The sequence below is a fragment of the Dyadobacter sp. CY347 genome, from assembly GCF_021502655.1.
Taxonomy (GTDB): domain Bacteria; phylum Bacteroidota; class Bacteroidia; order Cytophagales; family Spirosomataceae; genus Dyadobacter.
Map to the genome: position 1 here is coordinate 23,031 of NZ_JAKFFT010000008.1, position 21,905 is coordinate 44,935.

Annotated in this window: 20 protein-coding genes; 12 read left to right on the forward strand and 8 right to left on the reverse strand. The window is 44.1% G+C overall.

Going from position 1 to position 21,905, the window contains the following annotated elements; all coding sequences use genetic code 11:
* Positions 1–64: 64 nt before the first annotated feature.
* On the reverse strand, positions 65–949 hold the full coding sequence (locus tag L0659_RS18430) for a glycosyltransferase family 2 protein (protein WP_235128074.1): 885 nt from the start codon (positions 947–949) through the stop codon (positions 65–67).
* 206 nt (positions 950–1,155) lie between these two features.
* Between L0659_RS18430 and L0659_RS18435 the strand changes: the two genes are divergently transcribed.
* The gene (locus L0659_RS18435) at positions 1,156–2,151 is read left to right on the forward strand and encodes a ribonucleoside-diphosphate reductase small subunit (RefSeq protein WP_235128075.1); all 996 of its coding nucleotides are present in this window, start codon (positions 1,156–1,158) and stop codon (positions 2,149–2,151) included.
* A gap of 122 nt (positions 2,152–2,273) precedes the next feature.
* On the opposite strand, the gene L0659_RS18440 is transcribed toward L0659_RS18435, so the two are convergent.
* Positions 2,274–2,732 (reverse strand): regulatory protein RecX, encoded by a 459-nt coding sequence (locus L0659_RS18440; protein WP_235128076.1) that lies wholly within the window; start codon positions 2,730–2,732, stop codon positions 2,274–2,276.
* A 120-nt stretch (positions 2,733–2,852) separates the two neighbouring features.
* On the opposite strand from L0659_RS18440, the gene L0659_RS18445 reads away from it, so the two are divergent.
* The gene (locus L0659_RS18445) at positions 2,853–3,668 is read left to right on the forward strand and encodes a metallophosphoesterase (protein WP_235128077.1); all 816 of its coding nucleotides are present in this window, start codon (positions 2,853–2,855) and stop codon (positions 3,666–3,668) included.
* A 79-nt stretch (positions 3,669–3,747) separates the two neighbouring features.
* Here the strand turns inward: L0659_RS18445 and L0659_RS18450 are convergent, their stop codons facing one another.
* The 3 genes from L0659_RS18450 to tyrS all read right to left on the reverse strand — a co-directional run bounded on the left by L0659_RS18450 (position 3,748) and on the right by tyrS (position 5,761).
* Positions 3,748–4,017 carry a hypothetical protein gene (locus L0659_RS18450; protein WP_235128078.1) on the reverse strand — a complete coding sequence of 90 codons (270 nt, stop codon included), beginning with the start codon at positions 4,015–4,017 and terminating at the stop codon, positions 3,748–3,750.
* A 63-nt stretch (positions 4,018–4,080) separates the two neighbouring features.
* A complete protein-coding gene (locus L0659_RS18455; protein ID WP_082217618.1) occupies positions 4,081–4,290 on the reverse strand; it encodes a hypothetical protein in 210 nt (69 codons plus the stop codon).
* 175 nt (positions 4,291–4,465) lie between these two features.
* A complete protein-coding gene (gene tyrS, locus L0659_RS18460; protein WP_235128510.1) occupies positions 4,466–5,761 on the reverse strand; it encodes a tyrosine--tRNA ligase in 1,296 nt (431 codons plus the stop codon).
* A gap of 125 nt (positions 5,762–5,886) precedes the next feature.
* On the opposite strand from tyrS, the gene L0659_RS18465 reads away from it, so the two are divergent.
* The gene (locus L0659_RS18465) at positions 5,887–7,659 is read left to right on the forward strand and encodes a discoidin domain-containing protein (RefSeq protein ID WP_235128079.1); all 1,773 of its coding nucleotides are present in this window, start codon (positions 5,887–5,889) and stop codon (positions 7,657–7,659) included.
* A 17-nt stretch (positions 7,660–7,676) separates the two neighbouring features.
* Here L0659_RS18465 and L0659_RS18470 read toward each other — a convergent pair whose 3' ends face one another.
* Together L0659_RS18470 and L0659_RS18475 are read right to left on the reverse strand one after the other, a co-directional pair.
* Positions 7,677–8,942, reverse strand: a complete 1,266-nt coding sequence (locus tag L0659_RS18470; protein WP_235128080.1) for an S-adenosylmethionine:tRNA ribosyltransferase-isomerase — start codon at positions 8,940–8,942, stop codon at positions 7,677–7,679.
* Positions 8,943–8,953: 11 nt separating this feature from the next.
* Positions 8,954–9,427, reverse strand: coding sequence for a hypothetical protein (locus L0659_RS18475; RefSeq protein ID WP_235128081.1), 474 nt, complete (start codon positions 9,425–9,427; stop codon positions 8,954–8,956).
* A 210-nt stretch (positions 9,428–9,637) separates the two neighbouring features.
* Here L0659_RS18475 and L0659_RS18480 point away from each other — a divergent pair, with 210 nt between their 5' ends.
* From L0659_RS18480 to L0659_RS18495, 4 genes are all read left to right on the forward strand, one after another.
* Positions 9,638–9,880 (forward strand): hypothetical protein, encoded by a 243-nt coding sequence (locus L0659_RS18480; protein ID WP_235128082.1) that lies wholly within the window; start codon positions 9,638–9,640, stop codon positions 9,878–9,880.
* Entirely contained in the window at positions 9,873–10,310 is a 438-nt protein-coding gene (locus L0659_RS18485; RefSeq protein ID WP_235128083.1) for a putative toxin-antitoxin system toxin component, PIN family, read from the forward strand. The genes L0659_RS18480 and L0659_RS18485 overlap by 8 nt, the downstream gene beginning before the upstream one ends.
* A 4-nt stretch (positions 10,311–10,314) precedes the next feature.
* Positions 10,315–10,875, forward strand: coding sequence for a cob(I)yrinic acid a,c-diamide adenosyltransferase (locus tag L0659_RS18490; RefSeq protein WP_235128084.1), 561 nt, complete (start codon positions 10,315–10,317; stop codon positions 10,873–10,875).
* Positions 10,876–10,987: 112 nt separating this feature from the next.
* The gene (locus tag L0659_RS18495; RefSeq protein WP_235128085.1) at positions 10,988–12,055 is read left to right on the forward strand and encodes a branched-chain amino acid aminotransferase; all 1,068 of its coding nucleotides are present in this window, start codon (positions 10,988–10,990) and stop codon (positions 12,053–12,055) included.
* 109 nt (positions 12,056–12,164) lie between these two features.
* Here the strand turns inward: L0659_RS18495 and L0659_RS18500 are convergent, their stop codons facing one another.
* Entirely contained in the window at positions 12,165–13,049 is an 885-nt protein-coding gene (locus tag L0659_RS18500) for an AraC family transcriptional regulator (RefSeq protein ID WP_235128086.1), read from the reverse strand.
* Between the two features lie 304 nt (positions 13,050–13,353).
* On the opposite strand from L0659_RS18500, the gene L0659_RS18505 reads away from it, so the two are divergent.
* The 5 genes from L0659_RS18505 to L0659_RS18525 all read left to right on the forward strand — a co-directional run bounded on the left by L0659_RS18505 (position 13,354) and on the right by L0659_RS18525 (position 21,895).
* Positions 13,354–15,183, forward strand: coding sequence for a sodium:solute symporter family protein (locus tag L0659_RS18505; RefSeq protein ID WP_235128087.1), 1,830 nt, complete (start codon positions 13,354–13,356; stop codon positions 15,181–15,183).
* A 332-nt stretch (positions 15,184–15,515) separates the two neighbouring features.
* On the forward strand, positions 15,516–18,716 hold the full coding sequence (locus L0659_RS18510) for a SusC/RagA family TonB-linked outer membrane protein (RefSeq protein WP_235128088.1): 3,201 nt from the start codon (positions 15,516–15,518) through the stop codon (positions 18,714–18,716).
* 10 nt (positions 18,717–18,726) lie between these two features.
* Positions 18,727–20,310, forward strand: a complete 1,584-nt coding sequence (locus tag L0659_RS18515) for a SusD/RagB family nutrient-binding outer membrane lipoprotein (RefSeq protein WP_235128089.1) — start codon at positions 18,727–18,729, stop codon at positions 20,308–20,310.
* Positions 20,311–20,418: 108 nt separating this feature from the next.
* Positions 20,419–20,934, forward strand: a complete 516-nt coding sequence (locus L0659_RS18520) for a phosphoheptose isomerase (RefSeq protein ID WP_235128090.1) — start codon at positions 20,419–20,421, stop codon at positions 20,932–20,934.
* Between the two features lie 73 nt (positions 20,935–21,007).
* Positions 21,008–21,895, forward strand: coding sequence for a DUF72 domain-containing protein (locus tag L0659_RS18525; protein ID WP_235128091.1), 888 nt, complete (start codon positions 21,008–21,010; stop codon positions 21,893–21,895).
* Positions 21,896–21,905 lie beyond the last annotated feature (10 nt).

Sequence of the window (21,905 nt, forward strand, 5' to 3'; positions counted from 1 at the left end):
TTACAATATTAAGTATTAAAACGCTAAAATTTGTTATCTGATTCCATGGATTTGCACATCTGCGCTATAATAAGCGGTAATTTCTGAATTCGAAAAGACGCCTCCCCGTCCGTTTTTCATACCAGTAAAGCAGCGCGTCCTTCAACTTGAATTTCTTTTTGGACGTATCCAGTTCCACTTTCCAGCTCTGCCGGGCGATCCGGCTTTCCATCACCGATGGATGCGATCCTTTGAAATGCGTCAGCGAGTCAAATTCTTCGTAATTGAAAAAATCTTCCGATTCCAAAATCTTATCCCAGGCTTCACCTTCGTTCCAGAAACGGCTCACATTCTTCATCTTGGTTTTCATCTGCGCCGGGCTTTTCACCCAACCATAATGATAAACCGCAGCGCCGGAGTGCATGACATTTAATTTCTGGTTTCCCCGACGAAATCCCTGCGCATCGCGATAAGCCGAAATGGGCTGAGCTTTGGGTTTTTTCTCATTCCTTATAATGCGGATTTCCCGTCGATACCACTTTCTGCTGTCTCCAATATAATCGTAGGTCCCATAAAAATGCACGTAATCAAACAATAGGCCTTCTACACGCTCATCATCCAGGTGACGCGCACAGGAATCAATGATTGCCTGATGATATTTTTCATGCACGGCTTCGTCACCCTGAATGTAAAATGCCCAATCCGCGTCCGGCGAGATTTTTTTTAGAGCCTTGTCTGTCTCCACCGCCAGCACTTTTCCACCTTCCCGCAGCGACATATCCCATTCCGATTCCACGATCCTGATCTTGTCCGAAGCAATGGACCGGATCAGACCCAATGTATCATCATCACTAAGCCCAACACTCACCAGCATTTCGTCCACAACCGGCAGTATGGACGTGATTGCCTCTACAATCGGGTAGTCGTTAATGATGGCATTTCTGATAATTGTGAATCCGGAAATCTTCAATGTAAGCGCAATTTAAAGTGATGTGAGCATGACAAAGTTAGTTTATTCGTCCTAAGAATATCGCCCGGATAAGAATTCAATTTGATCAGTTTCTCCTTGAATTTCCGAATCAAAGCATGTAGATTTGTTTTCTCCAGTCCGGCAAATCTGGCGCGGATTAATCAATAAATTATACATCTGGTCCCCGTTAAAATTTTTAAATACTTATGTCACAAGAACTTACCAGGCAGGAACCCCTGTTAGTAGAAGATCCTTTGCGGTTTGTGCTATTTCCGATCAAACATTCCGATATCTGGGAAATGTACAAACGCCACGAAGCGTCTTTCTGGACGGCCGAAGAGATCGATCTTTCTCAGGATATGAAAGACTGGGAGAATCTGAGCGACGGTGAGAGGCATTTTATCTCTCACGTGCTTGCATTTTTTGCGGCATCCGATGGAATTGTAAATGAAAACCTGGCAGTCAACTTTCTGAGTGAAGTACAATATGCAGAAGCCAAGTGTTTTTACGGCTTCCAGATCGCGATGGAAAACATCCATTCCGAAACTTACTCGTTGCTGATCGATACATATATTAAAGATCCGTCTGAAAAAGACCATTTGCTACGCGCCATCGACACCATTCCTTGCGTTCAGAAAAAAGCAGATTGGGCATTGAAATGGATCAACAGTCCGGTGTTTGCTGAAAGGATCATTGCATTTGCAGCAGTAGAAGGAATTTTCTTTTCAGGATCGTTCTGCTCTATTTTCTGGCTCAAAAAACGCGGCTTAATGCCCGGACTTTCTTTCTCGAATGAGCTTATTTCCCGCGACGAAGGTTTACACTGTGAATTCGCATGTTTGCTCTATACCAGACACATTGTAAACCAATTACCAAAGGAACGCGTGATCGAAATCATGCTGGACGCGGTTGAAATTGAAAAAGAGTTCATTACTGAAGCATTGCCGGTTTCCTTAATCGGCATGAATGCAGAGCTGATGAAACAATACATTGAATACATCGCCGATTTCTGGCTGGAAAGATTGGGCTGCGACAAACAATTCGGTTCCGCTAACCCGTTCGATTTCATGGAATTAATCTCACTCCCAGGAAAAACCAACTTCTTCGAAAAACGCGTTGGAGAATATCAGAAAGCTGGGGTTATGAGCGGTGTGAAGGATAAGGATTCGGGGCACAAGATTTCGTTTGATTCGGATTTTTAAGTAAGATGTTAGCTAACTAAGCCTCTGTCAGCCTGAGCGGAGTCGACGGCGCGTTACCCAGGAGTAGCGCGCCTTCGACTCCGCTCAGGCTGACAGGCGTTTAGGCTCAGGCTGACAGGCATTTATGCCAGCAACTCATCAACCGTTTTCCAAACCAACTCACTCTCATAACCCTTCCCTAACGCAAACCTCACTAATTTCTGTTTCAGCTTAAAAGGATCATTCTCCGTTTTCAAAAGCAAATTTCTCTTCTTCTCTAAAAGCGTTTTCAACCCTTCCACATACGCCTTATCCTCAATCTCCCCCATCCCCTTTTCAATGCTATATTGACTTAACCCACGCCGGTTAAGCTCCTGCCTGATCTTCATCCTGCCCCAGTTTTTCATCCGAAACTTCCCTCCCGCATAGGTTTTCGCAAAGCGTTCTTCACTCAGATAATTCATTGAAATCAGCTCCGCAATGAGCTCATCGGCCTCATCTCCCCACACATTCCATTTTTTCAGGCGTTGTCTTACTTCATCTTGCGTCCTTTCCTGGTAAGCACAATAAGACGCAGCTTTTTGCAGGATTAAGCGATCCATGAATTGAATTTTATATTAAATATTCTTAACAAGGTGCAAGAATAAAGAAAATATCCTTCGCGAATAACTATTTTTGGAATAATATCACCACCCTGAAACGACCCAAACCTGAACGATACAATGACATTCAAACGCCGCTCTTTTCTCAAACTTTTACCCGCATTGCCAGGCCTTTCATTCATATCAAAACCAAAAGAAAACAATGTTCCCGCAAGAATTTCCATGCGGTTCATAGTCGCTTCCGATGGACATTATGGCCAGCCTGACACCGATTTCAAGCAATTCCACACGGACTTGATCAGCTGGGTAAATCGGGAAAAGATGCAGAAAGGAGTTGATTTCCTATTCTTCAACGGCGACCTTATCCACGACGACCCAACATTATTATATGATTTCAAAAACACCATTAGCAACCTTAGCGTGCCGTTTTATGTAAGTCGCGGCAACCATGACAAGGTTGGTTTGGACGTGTGGCAAAGCACCTGGGGTTATCCTACCAACCACAGCTTTGCAAAAGGCGAATACGCATTCATCATCGGCGATACATCCAATGAAAAAGGCGAATACGTGTGCCCGGACGCAACCTGGCTAAAAAACGAAATCGCCAAACACAAAGACAAAAAAGGCATCTTCGTATTCCTGCACATCACCCCCGCAAAATGGACCGTCAACGGAATCGAATGCAAAGAAGTCATCGCCCTCTTCGAAAACACCCCCAACATCAAAGCCATCTTCAACGGCCACGACCACGACCAGGACAGCACCAAAATCTACGGAAAGAAGCCTTACTTCTTTGACGGGCACTTCGGTGGAAATTGGGGAACGACTTATAAGGGATATCGGATTGTGGAGATCTACGAGGATAGCACTTGGCAATCGTATCAATACAATCCCACGGCTGCGCCGGTTTTGAATAGTTTTACTGGGAAGAGTTAAATGCTATGATTTACGGTTCCCGATTCAGTGGAAATAGGGATATCGAGCTATAAGTATATACTTACTCCAATCAAATTGTCTACCATTTAACCGTTGTTTCACCAAGCTTGGTGATAAAAGTTACCACGCGCAGCTGATTTGCAATGTGCACGCGCATTTCCGGAGTTACATTATCTGAATCTTCCGAAAACAAAAAAGTTTCAACCAAAGTGTTTAGTGAGTTTACTATCTCAACGCTACTATCCCGTTGGAAAAATCCTTTAATTGTTTCATGCTGCTGAAATAGCAGTTGAGCCTCTGCTTCCGTAAAAGACCGTTGTTCATTGTTTAGGTTTGACTTGATAATCATCTTTGATAGTGGTTATAGTTAATAATGATGTAGGGAAATCTTACAAAACCTGAACAAAAAAATTTACTTTTTATAAGTCACTGAAATATTTACATCAAAACCATAACGCTCTAAAATGGAGATCATCCGCTTTTGAGATATGCCTTGTTTAAATGTAAAACTTCGCCAAGCGCTTACCAATTCGCCTTTTTTCTCTTCCGGCGACAGGTTTTTGTAAACGTGTTCCAAAAACCAGGCAAATGCCTCCTCTATTGAGTTAAATGATTTTGACATTCAAAAGTAAAGTTTTTGTAAGAAAATCTTACAAGAAAGTTTAGATCTTTTTCAAATCTAGAAAAAGGACTTATAAAAACTATGATAAAAAATGAGGCCCCAACCGGAGCCTCGAATAAATTTAACTTTATAGCTAGAAACAGGTTACTCCTCCGGAATTTATTTGGTGAACTAACTAAACAACCCTAACCAAATGATTCTTCTTCCCTTTCGAAATCAGCAAAAACCGATTTTGCAGCAAACTGAAATCACTCAAAGCCTGCTCAGCAGAAGTGACTTTTACCTTATTAACACTAACCGCATTCTGCTGGATCGCTCTCCTAGCCTCACCTTTTGAAGCGTAAATTTCTGATTTTGTAACAGTCGAGATCAGGTCGGTAATATTAGCCGTTTCGCTCCATTCTTGTTTTGAAATCTCAGTCTGCGGCACGCCTGCAAAGATTGTGTCGAATTCGTCGGCTTCGATGCTTTGCAATGTTTCCAATGTTGCTTTGCCGAATAACACTTCCGATGCTTTCAAAACAGTTTGATATGCACGTTCTGAGTGGATGCGGATTGTTAGTTCCGATGCCAATGCCTTTTGCATGATACGCAAATGTGGCTCGGCGGCGTGGCTGGTCTCTAATGCTTCAATTTCCTCTTTGTTTTTGAAAGAAAAAACCCGCAGATAACGCGGTAAATCCTCATCGGACTGATTAAGCCAGAATTGATAGAATTCGTATGGAGACGTTTTCTCAGCGTCAAGCCAAATGTTTCCGCCTTCGCTCTTGCCGAATTTCGAGCCGTCAGATTTAGTTAAAAGCGGCGTTGTTAGTGCGTAGGCTTTGAAATAGCCTTCTTCGTCGCCTTCCTTGCGGCGGATGATTTCGGTGCCGGTTGTAATGTTGCCCCATTGATCGGAGCCGCCCATTTGCAAGCGGATATTCTTGTTTTTGTATAAATGATAAAAATCGTAGCCTTGCAGCAATTGGTAAGAAAACTCAGTAAATGAAATGCCCGTTTCCAGACGCTTTTTAACTGAATCTTTGGACATCATGTAATTGACGCTCAAAAATTTACCTGCCTCGCGTAGGAATTGAAGAAAGCCAATGTCCTTGAACCAATCATAATTATTGACCATCTCAGCCGAATTCTCACCACAGTCAAAATCCAGGAATTGTTCCAATTGCTTGCGAATGCCTTCCTGGTTGATACGCAATGTGTCTTCATCCAAAAATGACCGTTCCGAAGCCTTAAATGACGGATCGCCGATCATTCCGGTTGCACCGCCAATCAATGCAAAAGGCTTGTGGCCTGCACGTTGGAAGTGAACGAGCAGCATAATTGTTGCCAGGTTGCCGATGTGCAGAGAAGATGCCGTGGGATCGAAACCGATATAACCGGCCGTCATTCCTTTCTGCAGTTGCTCGTGCGTTCCCGGCATCATATCATGAAGCATTCCGCGCCAGCGCAGTTCTTCAACAAAATCAATTGTCATTATAAATGGTGTTTCTTATTTCAAAATCGAAGCGCAAAGGTAAACGTTATCGGTTTACCGGGAAAGTGCCTATTTTAGCATGATTAAAAGATTTTCCTGCATTCAAACCTCACATACTAATGATCAGAAACATTTTACTAGCCATTTGCTGCACATTATTCGCCGCCACTTTTCTGCCTTCCTCTGCCCAAACGACCTATTGTAATCCGATGGACATTGATTACAAATACAATTTTGAGCAGTTGAACGAAAAAATCAGTTACCGCTCCGGTGCTGATCCGGTGATCATTAACCATAAAGTTTCGGGCAAAGGGAGTGATTATTACATGTTTGTGACCATTCAGGGCGGTTACTGGCATTCCAAAGACATGATTAATTGGAAATATCTGACGGCAAATCGTTGGCCGTTCGAGGATATGTGTGCACCGGCGGCGGTTTCTGTTCGTGACACACTTTTTTTGTTTCAGTCCACTTTCGAATCGCGTCCCATTCTTTATTCCGTTGCGCCGGAAAAAGCCATTTGGGAGTTTTATAACCGCTGGACGCCGCGCTTGCCGAAAGACATTGGCCCTTGGGACCCAGCCATTTATCATGACCCGGATACAGACAGGTGGTTCATGTATTGGGGTTCGTCGAATGTCTATCCAATTTTCGGCGCGGAGCTGGACCATAGCAAAAAGCTGGCTTTCAAAGATCAATACAAGGCCATGTTTTGGTTAAATCAATACGAACACGGCTGGGAACGCTTCGGCCCAAACCATTCCGATCCCTTCAAACCATTTACCGAAGGCGCCTGGATGACCAAGCATAATGGCAAATATTACCTGCAATACGGTGCGCCAGGCACGGAATATAATGTTTATGCCAACGGCACTTACGTCGGCGACGATCCGCTCGGGCCGTTCACTTATGCCCCGTACAACCCAGTTTCCTACAAGCCCGGCGGCTTCGCGACCGGGGCGGGGCATGGAAATACATTTGAGGATCATTATGGCAATTACTGGAACACCGGAACATCTTGGATCGGCTACAATTGGGGCATGGAAAGAAGGATCGTGAGATATGCAGCCGGGTTTGACAAAGACGGCCAAATGTTCGCCAACACCAGATTTGGTGATTTCCCGCACAAGATGACAACTAAAAAGTGGGAAGGAAAAGGCGATGAATTGTTCACAGGCTGGATGCTGCTCTCTTACAAAAAGCCGGTTACAGCATCATCCGTCATGGACACTATGTCCGCCGCAAAAATCACAGACGAAAATCCAAGAACATTCTGGGTCGCCAAACAAAACAAACCAGGCGAAACGCTTACCATTGATCTCCAAAAAGAGCAGGAAATTAAAGCTGTACAGGTAAATTATTCAGATTACAAATCAGACATTTTTGATAACAAACCAGAAGTCGTCTATACACAATTCAAAATTCTGACTTCTATTGATGGCAAGAAATGGGACGTTGTAAGCGACCTCACGAACGAGCCCAAACGCGACCGTCCATGCGCTTACATTGAGCTTTCAAAACCTTTAAAAGCGCGTTATGTCCGCTATGAGCACATTTACGTTGCTTCACCCAATTTAGCAATTAGTGAATTCAGAGTTTTTGGGAATGGCTTTGGCAAAGCGCCGCAGACGCCTGCAAGCTTCACCGCGATTCGTCAGAAAGACACAAGAAATGCAGATTTGAAATGGGAGAAAGTGCCGGGAGTGATTGGTTATAATGTGCTTTGGGGCATTGCGCCAGATAAATTATATCAGACTTACCAATTTTGGAATGATGAGCCTAATACATTTGAGTTGAGGGCTTTGAATGTTGGTGTCCCGTATTATTTTGCTATTGAGGCTTTTAATGAGAATGGTGTTTCTAAGATGAGTGAGGTTGTGAGCGTGAAGTGATTTGCTAGCTAACCAAATCAATCCTTACGCCACAACAACGAAGAATCCCCATAACTCAAAAACCGGTAATCCTTCTGCAACGCCTCAGCGTAAATGCGCTTCCAATCTTGTCCCGTGAAAGCAGCGACTAATAAAATTAAAGTGGAGCCTGGCTGATGGAAATTGGTTACTATGCCTTTACAGAGACGAAATTCGTAGCCTGGAAAGATGAAGATTTCTGTTTCGCCGAAAATATGGTCCATGTTTCGCTCCTCCATGAAAGCCAGAATTGAACGCAATGCTTCGCTTGCAGATGGAAGATCCTTTTCGGCAAACGGATAGGGATATAGCTTCTCAATGAAAAATTCCGTTGTCTCCTGGCGAAAAAGCTTTACGCCGAACCAGTATAAGCTTTCCAGAGACCGCAAGGACGTGGTTCCGACCGGAACGATCGTTTCCAGATTTTCCAGCAGATCATTAATCAGTTGCTTAGTAAAAACAACCTGCTCAGAATGCATTCTATGCTCCGTTACAGAAGTGACTTTGATAGGCTGAAACGTTCCTGCGCCCACATGCAATGTCAGAAATGAACGCTTTACGCCTTTTGATTCCAGTTTCTCAAAAATATTCTGCGTGAAGTGCAGGCCAGCAGTGGGAGCTGCCACGGCTCCGTCATGATGCGCGTAAACGGTTTGGTAAGTTTCAGAATCACGCTCTTCGGTGTCGCGGTTCAGGTAAGGCGGCAATGGAATCTCGCCGAGTGCTTTTACAATATCTAAAAACACAAAGTCACCATCCCAGGTTAAGCGAACCAGATTTTGATCATAATCTTCATAATTAACGCTTAAACTAACTTGCTGACCAGTGATTTCAATGTTCGTGGTTAGCTTATCCGCTAATTTCCAGCGCTTTTTGTTGCCAATCATACATTCCCAAACGCAGGAATGCCTGACCAGCATTGCATCATTAATAACGCGCGTCGGAAGCTCAGGATGGAGCAGCAAAACCTCTATTACAGCGCCGGTTTCTTTTTTGAAATAAGCCCTTGCAGGGATTACTTTGGTGTCATTGAAAACGAGAAGCGTTTTGGCTGGCAGGTTTTCGGGAAGGTCGCTGAACTGCTTATGCGCAATCTCACCGTCTTTATAAATCATCAGCTTTGAATGATCGCGCTGTTCCAACGGATATTTTGCGATTTTTTCGTCGGGCAGATCGTAAATGTAATCTTCCAGACGAATCGATTCTGCGGCTTTAAACCAATTGCTTTGCAAACTTTCCGTGCTCCCGTTTTCTCCTTCCTTCATCCCGTTTTAACTTATAATTTATCCTCAGGAGCAGGCGTCCACAAAAGCCGTAGTGGCAATAGGAAAATGATAACCATCAGGCCTATACCCACATAATACAACCACGAAAAATCAAAAACATCCAACTTGTATTGCTGACTGTTGATCGTGGCCAATGCGAAGAGACTGAATCCGATAATCGTATTGATAACGGCAACGAGACAAAAAAGCCAGTTGGTAAGGTGCTCATTCAGAGCTTCGCGGTGCTGTGCCCAGACTTTCTTGTTCAAAATAGGCAAATGCATCGGATCCACTTTCGGGATATGTCTTGCTAAGCCCGTTATCAGCACATTATTCAAAAGAAACAAACCCATGATAATGTAAAAAATATGTTCTTTTTCCAGATATTTTTCAGCCAGCCCGTTGTCTGAAAAATCCACGGCAACCGTTTGCGGAAAAACCGAATAAGTCCATACCAGTGCCCCGATAACCAGCAGAAGGGACATCCAACGCCATACTTTTATAACAAATGTTGTAACTTTCATGAATCAGGAACCTCCAAAAGGTTTTTTCGCCATAGTAAATTTGGGTGCAAAATTAGGTTGGGGAGTTTCTAAAACCTAATTGGGAATGTTAATGATTCAGCTTTTTAAAGAAGTAGACTTGATTCTCTTCTCAACTGAAATCTTGATATATTTGAAATAAAATGATTTGCCATGAAAACGACCCATCACACAGCAGGGCTTAATGAAATCCAAATTGGCCTTCTCAGAATGTTTGACCGAAAAATTCCGGATGAAGATGTTCTGGAAATCAAAAAGATCATTGTAAAGCATCTTGGGAAAAAACTGTTTGACGAAGTGGATAAGGTCGTGCAAGAAAAAGGGATTTCTGCTTCAGACTATGAAAAGTTGGAATCAAATGATTTGAGATCCAAATCAGGCGAGGCGCATGAGTAAACTGAGTGTGGTCATTGATACAAATGTCTTGATTAAGACCATTAAAAGAACAAATTTTGAATTCTTCCTTTACCAATCGTTCGAAGCAGAAGCTTTTGATTGGATCGTCAGCACAAGTGTTTTAGATGAATATGAAGAAAAACTGACTGAATTCTATTCTCAGAAAACGGCACAACTCGTCCTTGAAATTCTCTGCACCGCTAGTAACGTTATTTTCGCAGAACCTCATTTTCGATGGAATTTAATTGAAGATGATCCTGATGATAACAAGTTTTCAGATCTCGCAATATCCGCTAATGCCACTTGCTTGGTTACATTCGACAAGCATTTTGAAATTTTCAAAAACACTGACTTCCCAAGATTGTCGATTTTGAATCCAAAACAATTTTACACCCTACTTTCAGATGAGGGAGTGAATCTAAAATTTTAATACAATGAAAATATACACCAAAACAGGTGACCGAGGCACTACGTCGTTGATCGGCGGGACGCGGTTGAGTAAGGCGCATGTGCGGATTGATGCTTATGGGACTGTGGATGAGCTGAATAGTTATATTGGCATGCTGCGGGATCAGCCTGTGAATGCACAGCGGCGGGATCTTTTGAAGGAAATCCAGGACCGGCTTTTTACGATTGGGTCGCATTTGGCTTCTGAGTCGGATCAAGTGAAGCGGGTTTTGCCGGATTTATTGGAAGATGACGTAACGCTGCTGGAAACGGAAATGGATGTGATTGATTCGCAAATTCCACCTTTAAGAGCATTTGTTTTGCCAGGCGGGCACCAATCGGTTTCGTTTGGCCACATTGCCCGCACAGTTTGCCGCCGTGCGGAGCGTGCGGTGATCCATTTGCAGCAGGGCGAGGAGGTTGAGGATATTGTGATCCGCTATCTTAACAGGCTTTCTGATTACTTGTTTATGCTCTGCCGCGCCATGACCTACGAGCTGGAAATTGAGGAAGTTACGTGGAAACCCAGGGTTACTCCGAAAATTTAATTGTTATACTAAATATCTGTTGATTATTGATTTATTTTTTTAAATTGCGGGACTTAAGAAAGACGCAAAACTTCCTTAAAAAACAATATCCGCAATCTAAATTTTAGGCATTATGACAGCCGACACGTTGCAAATAGAGGTTCAGCAGACAACAAATTCACGTTTGCAAGAGGTTGATTTCAACAATCTCGTTTTTGGCCGGAACATCTCCGACCACATGTTTATCGCCGAATATCGCGAAGGCCAATGGCAAGACCTGCGCATTGTCCCTTACGGTGACCTTTCGCTAAGCCCTGCAACCGCTGCACTGCATTACGGCCAGGCTATTTTTGAGGGCATGAAAGCCTATAAAAGTGCAGAAGGTGAAGTGCTTCTTTTCCGCGCTATCGACAACTGGAAACGACTGAATAAATCGGCAGAACGCCTTTGCATGCCCACAATCCCGGAAGAAGTCTTCATGAGCGGGCTTACAGAATTGCTTCGTCAGGATGCGGATTGGGTGCCATCGCAAGAGGGCTGCTCGCTATATATTCGCCCGTATATGTTCGCTACGGACCCATATATTGGTGTAAAACCATCTGATTCTTACTACTTTATCATATTCACAAGCCCGGTTGGCACATATTATGCAAAACCGCCGCGCGTGAAAGTGGAAACGCATTTTATCCGTGCCGCCGAAGGTGGTGTGGGTGCAACCAAATGTGCTGGAAACTACGCTGGTTCACTTTATCCGGCAAAACTGGCGCAGCAGGAAGGCTATGATCAATTGATCTGGACGGATGCTCGTGAGCATGCCTACATTGAAGAATCGGGAACGATGAACATTATGTTCATTTTGGATGGGAAATTGGTTACGCCTTATGTTTCTGAAACAACTTTGGACGGCATTACGCGCAAAAGCATTGTCGCCATTGCACAACATTGGGGCATTCCGGTGGAAGAGCGTCGGGTAAGTGTAAAAGAAATTGTTGATGGCCTGAAAGACGGAAGTCTGGAAGCTGCATTTGGCGCTGGAACGGCGGTTGTTATTTCTCCATTTGCGTCCATCGCTTATGAAGGCGTCGATTACCCACTTCCGGAGATCAAAGAAGATTCATTTGTAAATAAGGTGAAGCGTTACCTGACCGATTTACGTACTGGCAAGGAAGAAGATACATTCGGCTGGATGCTGAAAGTCTAGTTTTTAGAATTCAAAGTTGAAAGTGATTTCAACTTTGCGTTTAACAGCCAAAAGTTCAGAGTTAAAGGTTTGAACAACTTTAAACTCTGAACTTTTGGCTTTTTTACCCTTAGATAAATGTCCGCGTCCCTGAATAATTGTCCCGGAATTCCTTGGGCGTGCAGCCGTTTTTGTTTTTGAAAATACGGTTGAAATACGACAGATTATTAAATCCGCATTTGTAAGCAATTTCCGAAATCGTGTTCGAGGTGTTAATCAGCGACCTGGACGCGTGTCCCAGCCTGATCTCGTTCAGACTTTCGATGAATGTCTTGCCTGTCCGTTTTTTGATAAACCGGCTGAACGAAACTTCGGACATTCCCGCCAATTTTGAAACACCTTCCAGATTAACCTCCTTGTCATAATTGTCGCGCATATACGCAAACACTTTTTCAATTCTTCTGCTATTAAAGTTGACGCTTTCGCCTGTAAATGTGCTGTTTGAAAGCGTCCGCATGTTCCTGGAAACGGACAGATCGTGCAGGATAGACATTAGTTCGAGAATGGAATCAAAACCGCTTTTCTGAACGAGTGCGGTAAGTCGCGGCGTAATGCGCTCGATGGTTTCCCTCGAAAAAGCAATTCCTTTTGAAGATTTTTCAAGCAATGACCGCACAAAAAACAGCTGATTGCGTTTCAGAAATTTATCATCAAACAGGTCACGGTGAAACTGGACGGTAATTTCATGCACCTCAGGCCCGCCTTCCTGCCATTTGTACGCATTGGTTAGCCAGCCGTGCGGCAGATTGTTTCCTACCAACACCAGCTCGGCATCGTCAATAACTTCGGTATGATCTCCCACAATTCTTTTCACCCCCTTAGCCGACAACACCAGGTTCAACTCAAATTCATCGTGGCTGTGTAAAGGGAAATCAAAAACGGTTTTTTTCCTGGCGAAAATTGTAAAGCAGTCATACTGAGTCAATGGGGTAATTTCACGGTAAATTTCACTCATACATTATTTTGGTTTACAAAGTGTGTTAATATAATGATTTAATGTTTAAAATGTATTATACCAAAATAATGAATTTTCAATCACATAGCTGCTAAATTGGAGCAGAAAATTTTAAATATGACGGATTAGGAGACTTTTAATTTCATAGAATTCAAAATTTCAGATTCTGTTTATTTTAAAAATTACAATTCCAGATAAAATAGTACTATACTTAACACGCGATTGTTGATCTGTTTGTAAAAAATATTCGTCGATTATTTTAAATTCACCACTATAAGAATATCATGGACGCCGGACCTTTTTCATGAAAATAAAACTGATTGATTTCCTTGTCATCATTGCCTATCTGCTGCTGGTAACGGTGATTGGAATCATACTTAAAAAACAGGCGCAAAAAAGTAAGAATGATTACATGCTGGGCGGTAGATCCATGCCGTTCTGGATGCTGGGCGTCTCTAATGCATCGGGAATGTTCGATATTTCCGGGACTGTCTGGATGGTTTCTATTATGTTCGTTTACGGTGTCAAAAGCATCTGGCTGCCGTGGTTATGGCCGGTTTTTAACCAGATATTCATGATGGTTTACCTGTCAGTATGGCTGCGGCGATCCAATGTTTCAACGGGTGCCGAATGGATGCTGACACGGTTTGGGAACACAGAGGACGCATTGCCATCGCATAAGACCATCATTGCATTTGCGCTCCTGAGTTGTCTTGGTTTCATGGCTTACGGATTTATTGGATTGGGCAAGTTTATCGAGATTTTTATTCCCTGGCGTTTTGTCCAGCCATATTTGCCCTTTACAATTAGTCCCGACTATACAGCGCATGTTTACGGGGTCATTTTTACATTGTTCACGGTTTTTTATTCATTACTGGGCGGCATGAAAAGTATCGTCTGGGCCGATCTGATCCATTATGCAATCATGGTTTTCGTATCCGTCGCCATCGCTGTTATTGCCATGATGGCACTGCATAATGTGCGTTCACTGCCCGTTCCTGTAGGCTGGAACGATTTGTTTTTTGGTAAAGAACTTGACCTGGATTGGAGCATGCACATTCCGGAAGTAAACGAGAAAATCAAGGCCAATGGCTTCTCACCTTTCGGTTATTTCTTTGCGTTAATGACAGCCAAAGGCATTTTAGCCAGTCTGGCCGGTCCTGTTCCCAGTTATGATATGCAAAAGATCCTTTCAACCAAAACACCCCGTGAGGCTGCATTGATGAGCATGATCGTAAATGTGGTGCTGCTTCCTACGCGTTATCTGCTCATTATCGGCGTCACCATTCTTGGCTTGCTGTTTTATAAAGATCTCAATATTTCAATCGCAGACAAAACGGATTTTGAACGGATCCTGCCTGCCGTGCTCAACACTTATATTCCGTCAGGTTTGCTTGGATTGGTGTTGGTGGGGCTGATGGGCGCTTTTATGGGAACATTTGCGGGCACATTCAATGCCGCGCAGGCTTATCTTGTTAATGACATTTACCTGAAATCATTTAATCCGAAAGCTACTAACAAGCAGATTTCCAGAATGAATTACCTGCTGGGCCTTGCCGTTGTGACGATCAGTATCCTGCTCGGTTTTCTGGCCAGAGACGTCAACAGCATTCTGCAATGGATCGTCTCAGCGCTTTTTGGCGGTTACATTGCTTCTAATGTGCTGAAATGGCATTGGTGGCGGTTTAATAGCAGTGGTTTTTTCTGGGGAATGCTTTCGGGTATTCTCTGCGCATTGGTGGCTCCATACATTTTCCGGGGAACCGTCCCGCTATTTTATTTTCCAATAATCCTGCTGATTTCAACGATTGGCGCGGTTGCAGGCTCATTGCTAACGCCTCCCACAGATTTTGAAACATTAAAGAACTTCTACAAAACGATCCGGCCTTGGGGCTTTTGGGGACCGGTGGCAGATGCTGTAAAATCGGAAGATCCGCTGTTTGAACCCAACCAAAATTTCAAGTGGGATATGTTTAATGTTCTGGTTGGTATCATTGCACAGACTTCCATTACTGCACTGCCTGTATTTCTGGTGCTGCTCATGCCGACAGAAACAGCGATTGCAGCAGTCATACTAGCCCTATCCGCATTGATCCTCTGGAAAACCTGGTATAAGAAGTTGCCCAATCATTAGATCGTAAAAACCTGACTCACGCAATGAAAGTTGCCCCTGAAATTGCTAGACAAAATCTGAACGTATATAGATAGGCGACATTCTTGATAATAGTATTAGCACAGAAAAATTCGCCTGTACAATTTCTTAAAGCTTAATGCTGATAAACAAGGCATTACAGCAGATTTTAAAGAAAAAAAAAGTACATAACACATTGAATAACTGTCAGAAATGTGTTATTTTTAGATAAAAAAGAATTATAACGGTATGCTCTACTAGGTGGTATATTTGAGCCGGATTTTGCAAGATCCAATGTTACCAATTTGATTAACCTATTCCAGAAAAGAAAGCGTATGAAAAAACTTGTACTGAACATTGTGTTGGTACTTCTCTCCATGCTCGCCCTCAACGGCTATGCACAGGAAATGACAGTATCCGGGAAAGTAAATGACGCATCCGGCGGAGAAATCGCCGGTGTGAACGTTGTGGTGAAGGGAACGACGCGGGGAACAACAACCAACGATAAGGGGGAATATTCCATTTCCGTTGACAAAGGAAAAACTTTAACATTCAGCTACATTGGCTACGTTTCCAAAGAAGTGGTGGTGAATGCAAGTGTGGTGGATGTGAGCCTGGCTGCCGAAGCCACTGCATTGAATGAGGTTGTGGTTACTGCCCTGGGTATCAGCCGCGATAAACGTGCACTCGCCTATTCCATTACGGAAGTGAACGGCAATAACCTGACAGCTGCCCGGGAAGCGAACCTGGGTAACTCATTAGCCGGGCGTGTTGCCGGGGTTAATGTAAGCAAAGTGGCATCTGGCCCTGCCGGATCATCCCGCGTGATTATCCGTGGTAACAAGTCGCTTCAAGGCAATAACCAGCCGCTTTATGTAATCGATGGTATCCCTATGGATAACAGCAATTTCGGACAGGCAGGTCTTTGGGGCGGATCGGATGAAGGAGATGGATTGTCCAGCATCAACCCGGACGACATTGAATCAATAACGGTGTTAAAAGGGGCTAACGCAGCCGCACTTTACGGTTCGCGCGCTGCCAACGGGGTTATCAACGTAACCACAAAACGCGGCACCAAAAGAAAAGGCGTCGGCATTGAATTCGGCTCAAATTATGTTTTTGAAAAATTAAATGACCTTTCTGACCTGCAACATTCGTATGGAGCAGGCGGTTATGTAAACGGCGTTGCCAGCAAGCCCGCCAACCAGGCCCAGGCTTACGACTGGGGCGACGATTCATGGGGACCAAAGTTTGACAACAGCCAGGCGATTGGTTTTGATGGTAAAATGCACCCTTATTCCTACGCCGGCGACAATTTTTCACGCTATTTGAAAACAGGATATGCGTTTACAAACAACCTTGCATTCTCCGGTGGAAATGAAACACAAAATTTCCGTGCGTCGGTAACCAACCTGAAAAGCACAACCATTATCCCGAACTCTGGTTTTGACAGGATTAACCTTTCATTGTCTACGCAATCGAAATTTGGCAAAAGACTGTTTTTCGATGCCAAGGTGCTTTACTCAGAAGAAAAAGCGAAAAACAGACCTAATGTTTCTGACTCACCAGGTAATGCCATTCAATCGATCTGGCGGATTCCGGGTGACCAGAATGTGCTGGATTACTACGGAGATCCTGCAAAACCGGGTGCTATCCCGGCAGGCACCGACCCCGCCAGCCTCGCTGTCTGGGGTGTGTCCGAGTCGAGATCAGTAGGAGAAGAAATGCAGCAGGCCAGCAACAACTGGGGCCAGAATCCATATTGGGTTGCTTACCAATTCATCAAATCTGACCAGAAAAACAGGATTATCACTTCCGGTCAATTGAAATACCAGATTACGGACTGGCTTTTCATCCAGGGACGTGTAGGTCTTGACAAATACAGCAGACGGGCAGAAGCCCTAACGCCGGAAGGCACAGGTTACCAGCGCGGCGGTGCCCGAAATCTGGGAAACTGGGATGTATCGGAGCTTAATGCAGAGTATACCATTGGCGCATCCAAGGAATTTGGAAAAATTGGATTTACGGCTTTCGCAGGCGGAAACAGGATGCGGAGGAAGTACGAATACACAAATATTTACGGCAACGGATTCAATGTCCAGTTCTTCCCTGCTTTGAACAATGTGAAAGAAAGATCCTTTAATTACGATCCAAAAGAAAGTGGTATCAATTCGCTTCTGGGATCGGCGGAAGTCTCTTACGACGGCTATCTGTTCCTTACAGCAACAGCAAGAAATGACTGGTTTTCAGTGCTTAACCCGGCAACAAACAGCATCTTATATCCATCTTTGGGTGGTAGCTTTGTTTTCTCTGATGCCTTCAAAGGACTTCCAGCGTGGTTATCTTATGGTAAAGTAAGGGCATCCTGGGCACAGGTTGGTAATGTTACAATAGATGCTTACCAAAACAATCTGACCTATTCTCTGAATGGAAACGCGCATTTGGGAATCCCTATGGCTTCATTTTCTCAGGCAATGGGCAATGGCGGAAACATCCCGAATCCGGCGCTCAAACCTTTGACTGTAACAGAAACCGAAGTCGGAATTGATTTCAGGGTTTTCAACAACAAGCTGGGCATTGACTTCACCTACTACGACCAGCAAACTACGGACGATATCCTGAATGCTACAATCTCGAAAGCTTCGGGCTTCGGCAGCACTTCTGTGAACCTGGGTAAATTACAAAACCGTGGTATCGAGCTTTTGTTATCTGCAACGCCGCTCAAAAGCAACAACCTGGTATGGGACGTAACGGTGAACCTTGCGAAAAACAACAGCAAGGTGAAATCGCTTATTGAAGGAACAACAGAATTGGTCATGGATGAGCCAAGGACGCGGAATGCATTTGTTAAGAACATTGTAGGCCAGCCATTTGGAATGATTACCGGACGCGTGCAGAAAATGTCACCGGATGGTCAGCCTGTATTCGATAAAGATGGCCGTCCGGTAAGCGAGGCCGGCTATAAGGTCATTGGAAACGGCATTGCAAAAATGACTGGTGGTGTGACCAATGCATTCAATTACAAAGGATTTGACCTCTCGTTCCTGGTTGACTTCAAAGTGGGTGGCGACATTCTTTCGGGAACAAACATGAGGCTGGACCAGTGGGGATTGAGCAAAGCTTCGTTACAAGGTCGCGAAGGTGAAGCGCCGCTTACAGTAACCGGCGTGACGCAGGAAGGAACCGAGTACAAGCCATTTAACAAAACACTCACTCCTTTGGAAGCCTACAATTACTGGGGTGCCGTGGGTGGTGAAGGAGACAATGCTGTAACCACAATGTATCTCTACGATGCTTCATTTATTAAATTGAGACAGCTCACCGTAGGATATTCATTCCCGAAAAAACTGCTTTCAAAAACGCCATTGCAAAACCTGTCGCTGTCGTTTGTAGGTCGTAACCTGGCTATTTTGTTTAAAAATACGCCGAACATTGATCCTGAATCCAACTATGCAAATGGTAACTCGCAGGGTTTTGATTACTTCGGATTTCCTTCGACACGCAGCTATGGTTTCAATCTGAGAGCAACATTCTAATTAACGAAAGATGAAAAATTTGAAAAAATATATAAAATACGGATTGGCAGCAGTGTTGGTAACGGGTTGTGACACAAAACAATTACACGATTTGAACATTAACCCACAGGCCTTGAACGAGGTGAATCTTAACTTCATTTTCACTTCGGCTGAACTGGGCATTGCCTCCAACGGTTCCTCGGGCGATAACCGCTTTATTGACTGGCGTACAAACATCGGCATGTTCTCCTATGCCATTCAGCACCTGGCGAATTCGGGCGGTGGCATAGCTCCCGGCGACAAATACACGGTTAATTCAGAAACCAATGCGGCGCCATTTGAATTTACCTATAATGACCAGCTCAAAAATGTTGCAGAAATCCTGAAACAATCTGGCCCTGGTGGTTTTGCGGAAGGAAAGTATAAGAATATGCGTGAAGCTGCCCGGATTATCCGTGCGTTCAGCTTCGCCCGCCTTACTGACCTTTACGGCAATATTCCTTACTTTGAAGCCAATAAGGGCATCGAAGGGATCTTTTTCCCAAAATATGATACGCAGGATGCCGTCTATGCCGACTTGCTGAAAGAGCTTGACGAGGCCACGGCTGCTTTGAACGCGTCCAATCCGGATGAAGGATTTAAAACCGCGGATTTCATCTACAATGGTGACATTGCCAGATGGAAAAAATGGGGCTATTCCTTAATGCTGCGTCTGGCTATGCGTATCTCGAATGTTGATGCAGCGAAAGCGGCAACTTACGTAACGAAGGCTGCCGCAGGAGGTGTCTTCGCGAGCAATGCAGATAATGTGTGGGTCAAATTGGCTGACGGTCCAAGTGAATGGGTGAATCAAAATGGTATTTCCCGGGCATTTGATGCGGGTGATGGCGGGCAGCCTACTTACCTGAGCGCTACACTGGTTAATTTCCTGAAAGGCACTAACCAGGCAGCTGCCACTGACGATGACCCTCGGTTGATGATCATTAGCGGAGGAATTGGCAGCGGAACGGTGAATACGGATCCTGTTAAGCAAAAAGGAATGCCTAACGGATACGATCTGGCCATGCTTGAAAAATTCGAAAACCAGAAACCGCTGGATGTGTCCAAAACCTATTCAAGAATTAACGCCAAAATGCTGCAGGATTCTGATCCTTACATGATCATGAACTATGGCGAAGTCGAATTTCTGCTTGCGGAAGCGATAGAGCGGAAGATCGGAACTGGCATTGCGGGGACTGCAAAGTCGCATTACGAGGCTGGCGTAAAGGCTTCTATGCAAATGTATACGCCTTTTGATGCATCATTGACTGTCTCCGATGCGGCTGTCACACAATATCTCACCACTTATCCTTACGGCGTTACAAAGCCTGCATTGGAAATGATCGGCGAGCAGATGTGGGTGAACAAATTTTTTAACTGGTGGGAAGCTTGGTCGGACTGGAGAAGAACGGGATATCCTAAATTGACGCCGACAAATTACCCTGGTAACGTTACAAACGGGACAATTCCTGTAAGGTTGCGCTATCCGACCAATGAAGTTGCCGGAAATCCGAATTATCAAACAGGCGCAACGCTGCCAGACGAATTCACGACCAAAGTTTGGTGGGACAAATAGTATAAATTAGTAGATATAATTCAAAAGGTGCCCTGAATATTTTGGGGCATCTTTTTGTTTTTTATCCTAATTTTGAAACTATCACTGATTTTACCAACATCACGATTTATGATACAATCTTTCACCGCGACAGCCGATAAGGATGTCGTTTTTGCAAAAGTTCAGCAATTTATAGACGAACAGGGCTTCACCGTTGTAAGCAAGGATCATTCAAGACCCTGGGGAGGTTTTTTTGTTTTGGAAGAGTCAGAAGCGCCGAAATTCATATCCACGTTCTTCCCTCATTTATCTATTGAAGATTTTGCAGGTTACGAAAAACTCAGCCCAAAAATACTGGTTGTAGCCCCTAATAAGCGACTTTCGTGGCAGTACCACCACCGACGTGCGGAAATTTGGAAAGTAATCGGCGGCAATGCAGGCATTGTGATCAGCGATACGGATGAAGAAACACCATTGCGCCAGCTGCCGATCGGAACGGTTGTGGAGCTGCAACAAGGAGAGCGTCACCGTTTGGTAGGCGTTGATGAATGGGGTTTTGTGGCAGAAATCTGGAAACATACAGATGCCGCAAATCCATCGGACGAAGACGATATCGTCCGCGTGCAAGACGATTTCGGAAGATAAAAATTGAGATTTTCCCGTCGGTTTAAACCGACGGGAAATTTATATTTAAATCAAAACATTTAGACATTAGACCATGAAATTCGGGAAAGTTGATAATCCAGAAGACATTGATTTTACATTGCCGGAGGATGCCGCTGCTAACAAGAAATTGTTGAAAGGCGCAAAAAAAGGCAAGCCGAATATTTACATTGGTTGCGCTAAATGGAACAAGGCGGATCTCAAAAGTTTTTATCCCAAAGGAACAAAAGACGAGCTGGCTTATTATGCAACGCAGTTCAACAGCATTGAGTTAAATGCGACTTTTTATAACAATTTCCCCGTTGAAACGATCGAAAGCTGGTACAACAAAACCCCCGCCGAATTCCGTTTCTTCCCAAAACTGCATCAGGGAATAAGTCACTGGAAAAGATTAAAAGAAGCGAAGGAACCAACAGAAGTGTATCTGGACGGCATTGCGCATTTGCAGGAAAAACTTGGAATGCTGTTTTTACAAATGCCTGATAACTTTGCCCCGAAAAACTGGGAGTTTCTGAAAGCGTATCTCGAAGAATGGCCATCAGGATTTCCACTTGCGCTGGAACTGCGTCATAAAGGCTGGTACGACGGGTCTTTCGACAGCGAAGAACTTTATAAAGTTTTAGAAAAAAACAACATTACCCACATCGTCACAGACTCAGCCGGTCGCCGTGATTTGCTGCACATGCGGTTGACAACACCGACTGCATTTGTGCGCTATAATGGTGCAAATGTGGATTCTGATTACACCAGGCTGGATGACTGGTTTGAAAGATTGAAATTATGGACGGAAGAAGGGATTAAAAATATTTACTTCTTCGTTCACCAAAATCACGAAGAGGCATCGCCATTATTATCTGCTTACCTGATCGAAAAATTCAACGAAAAGCTGGGAACGAAGCTCACAGTGCCAGCGCAACCGACACCCATTACCACTAAAAAATAATGTTATCAAC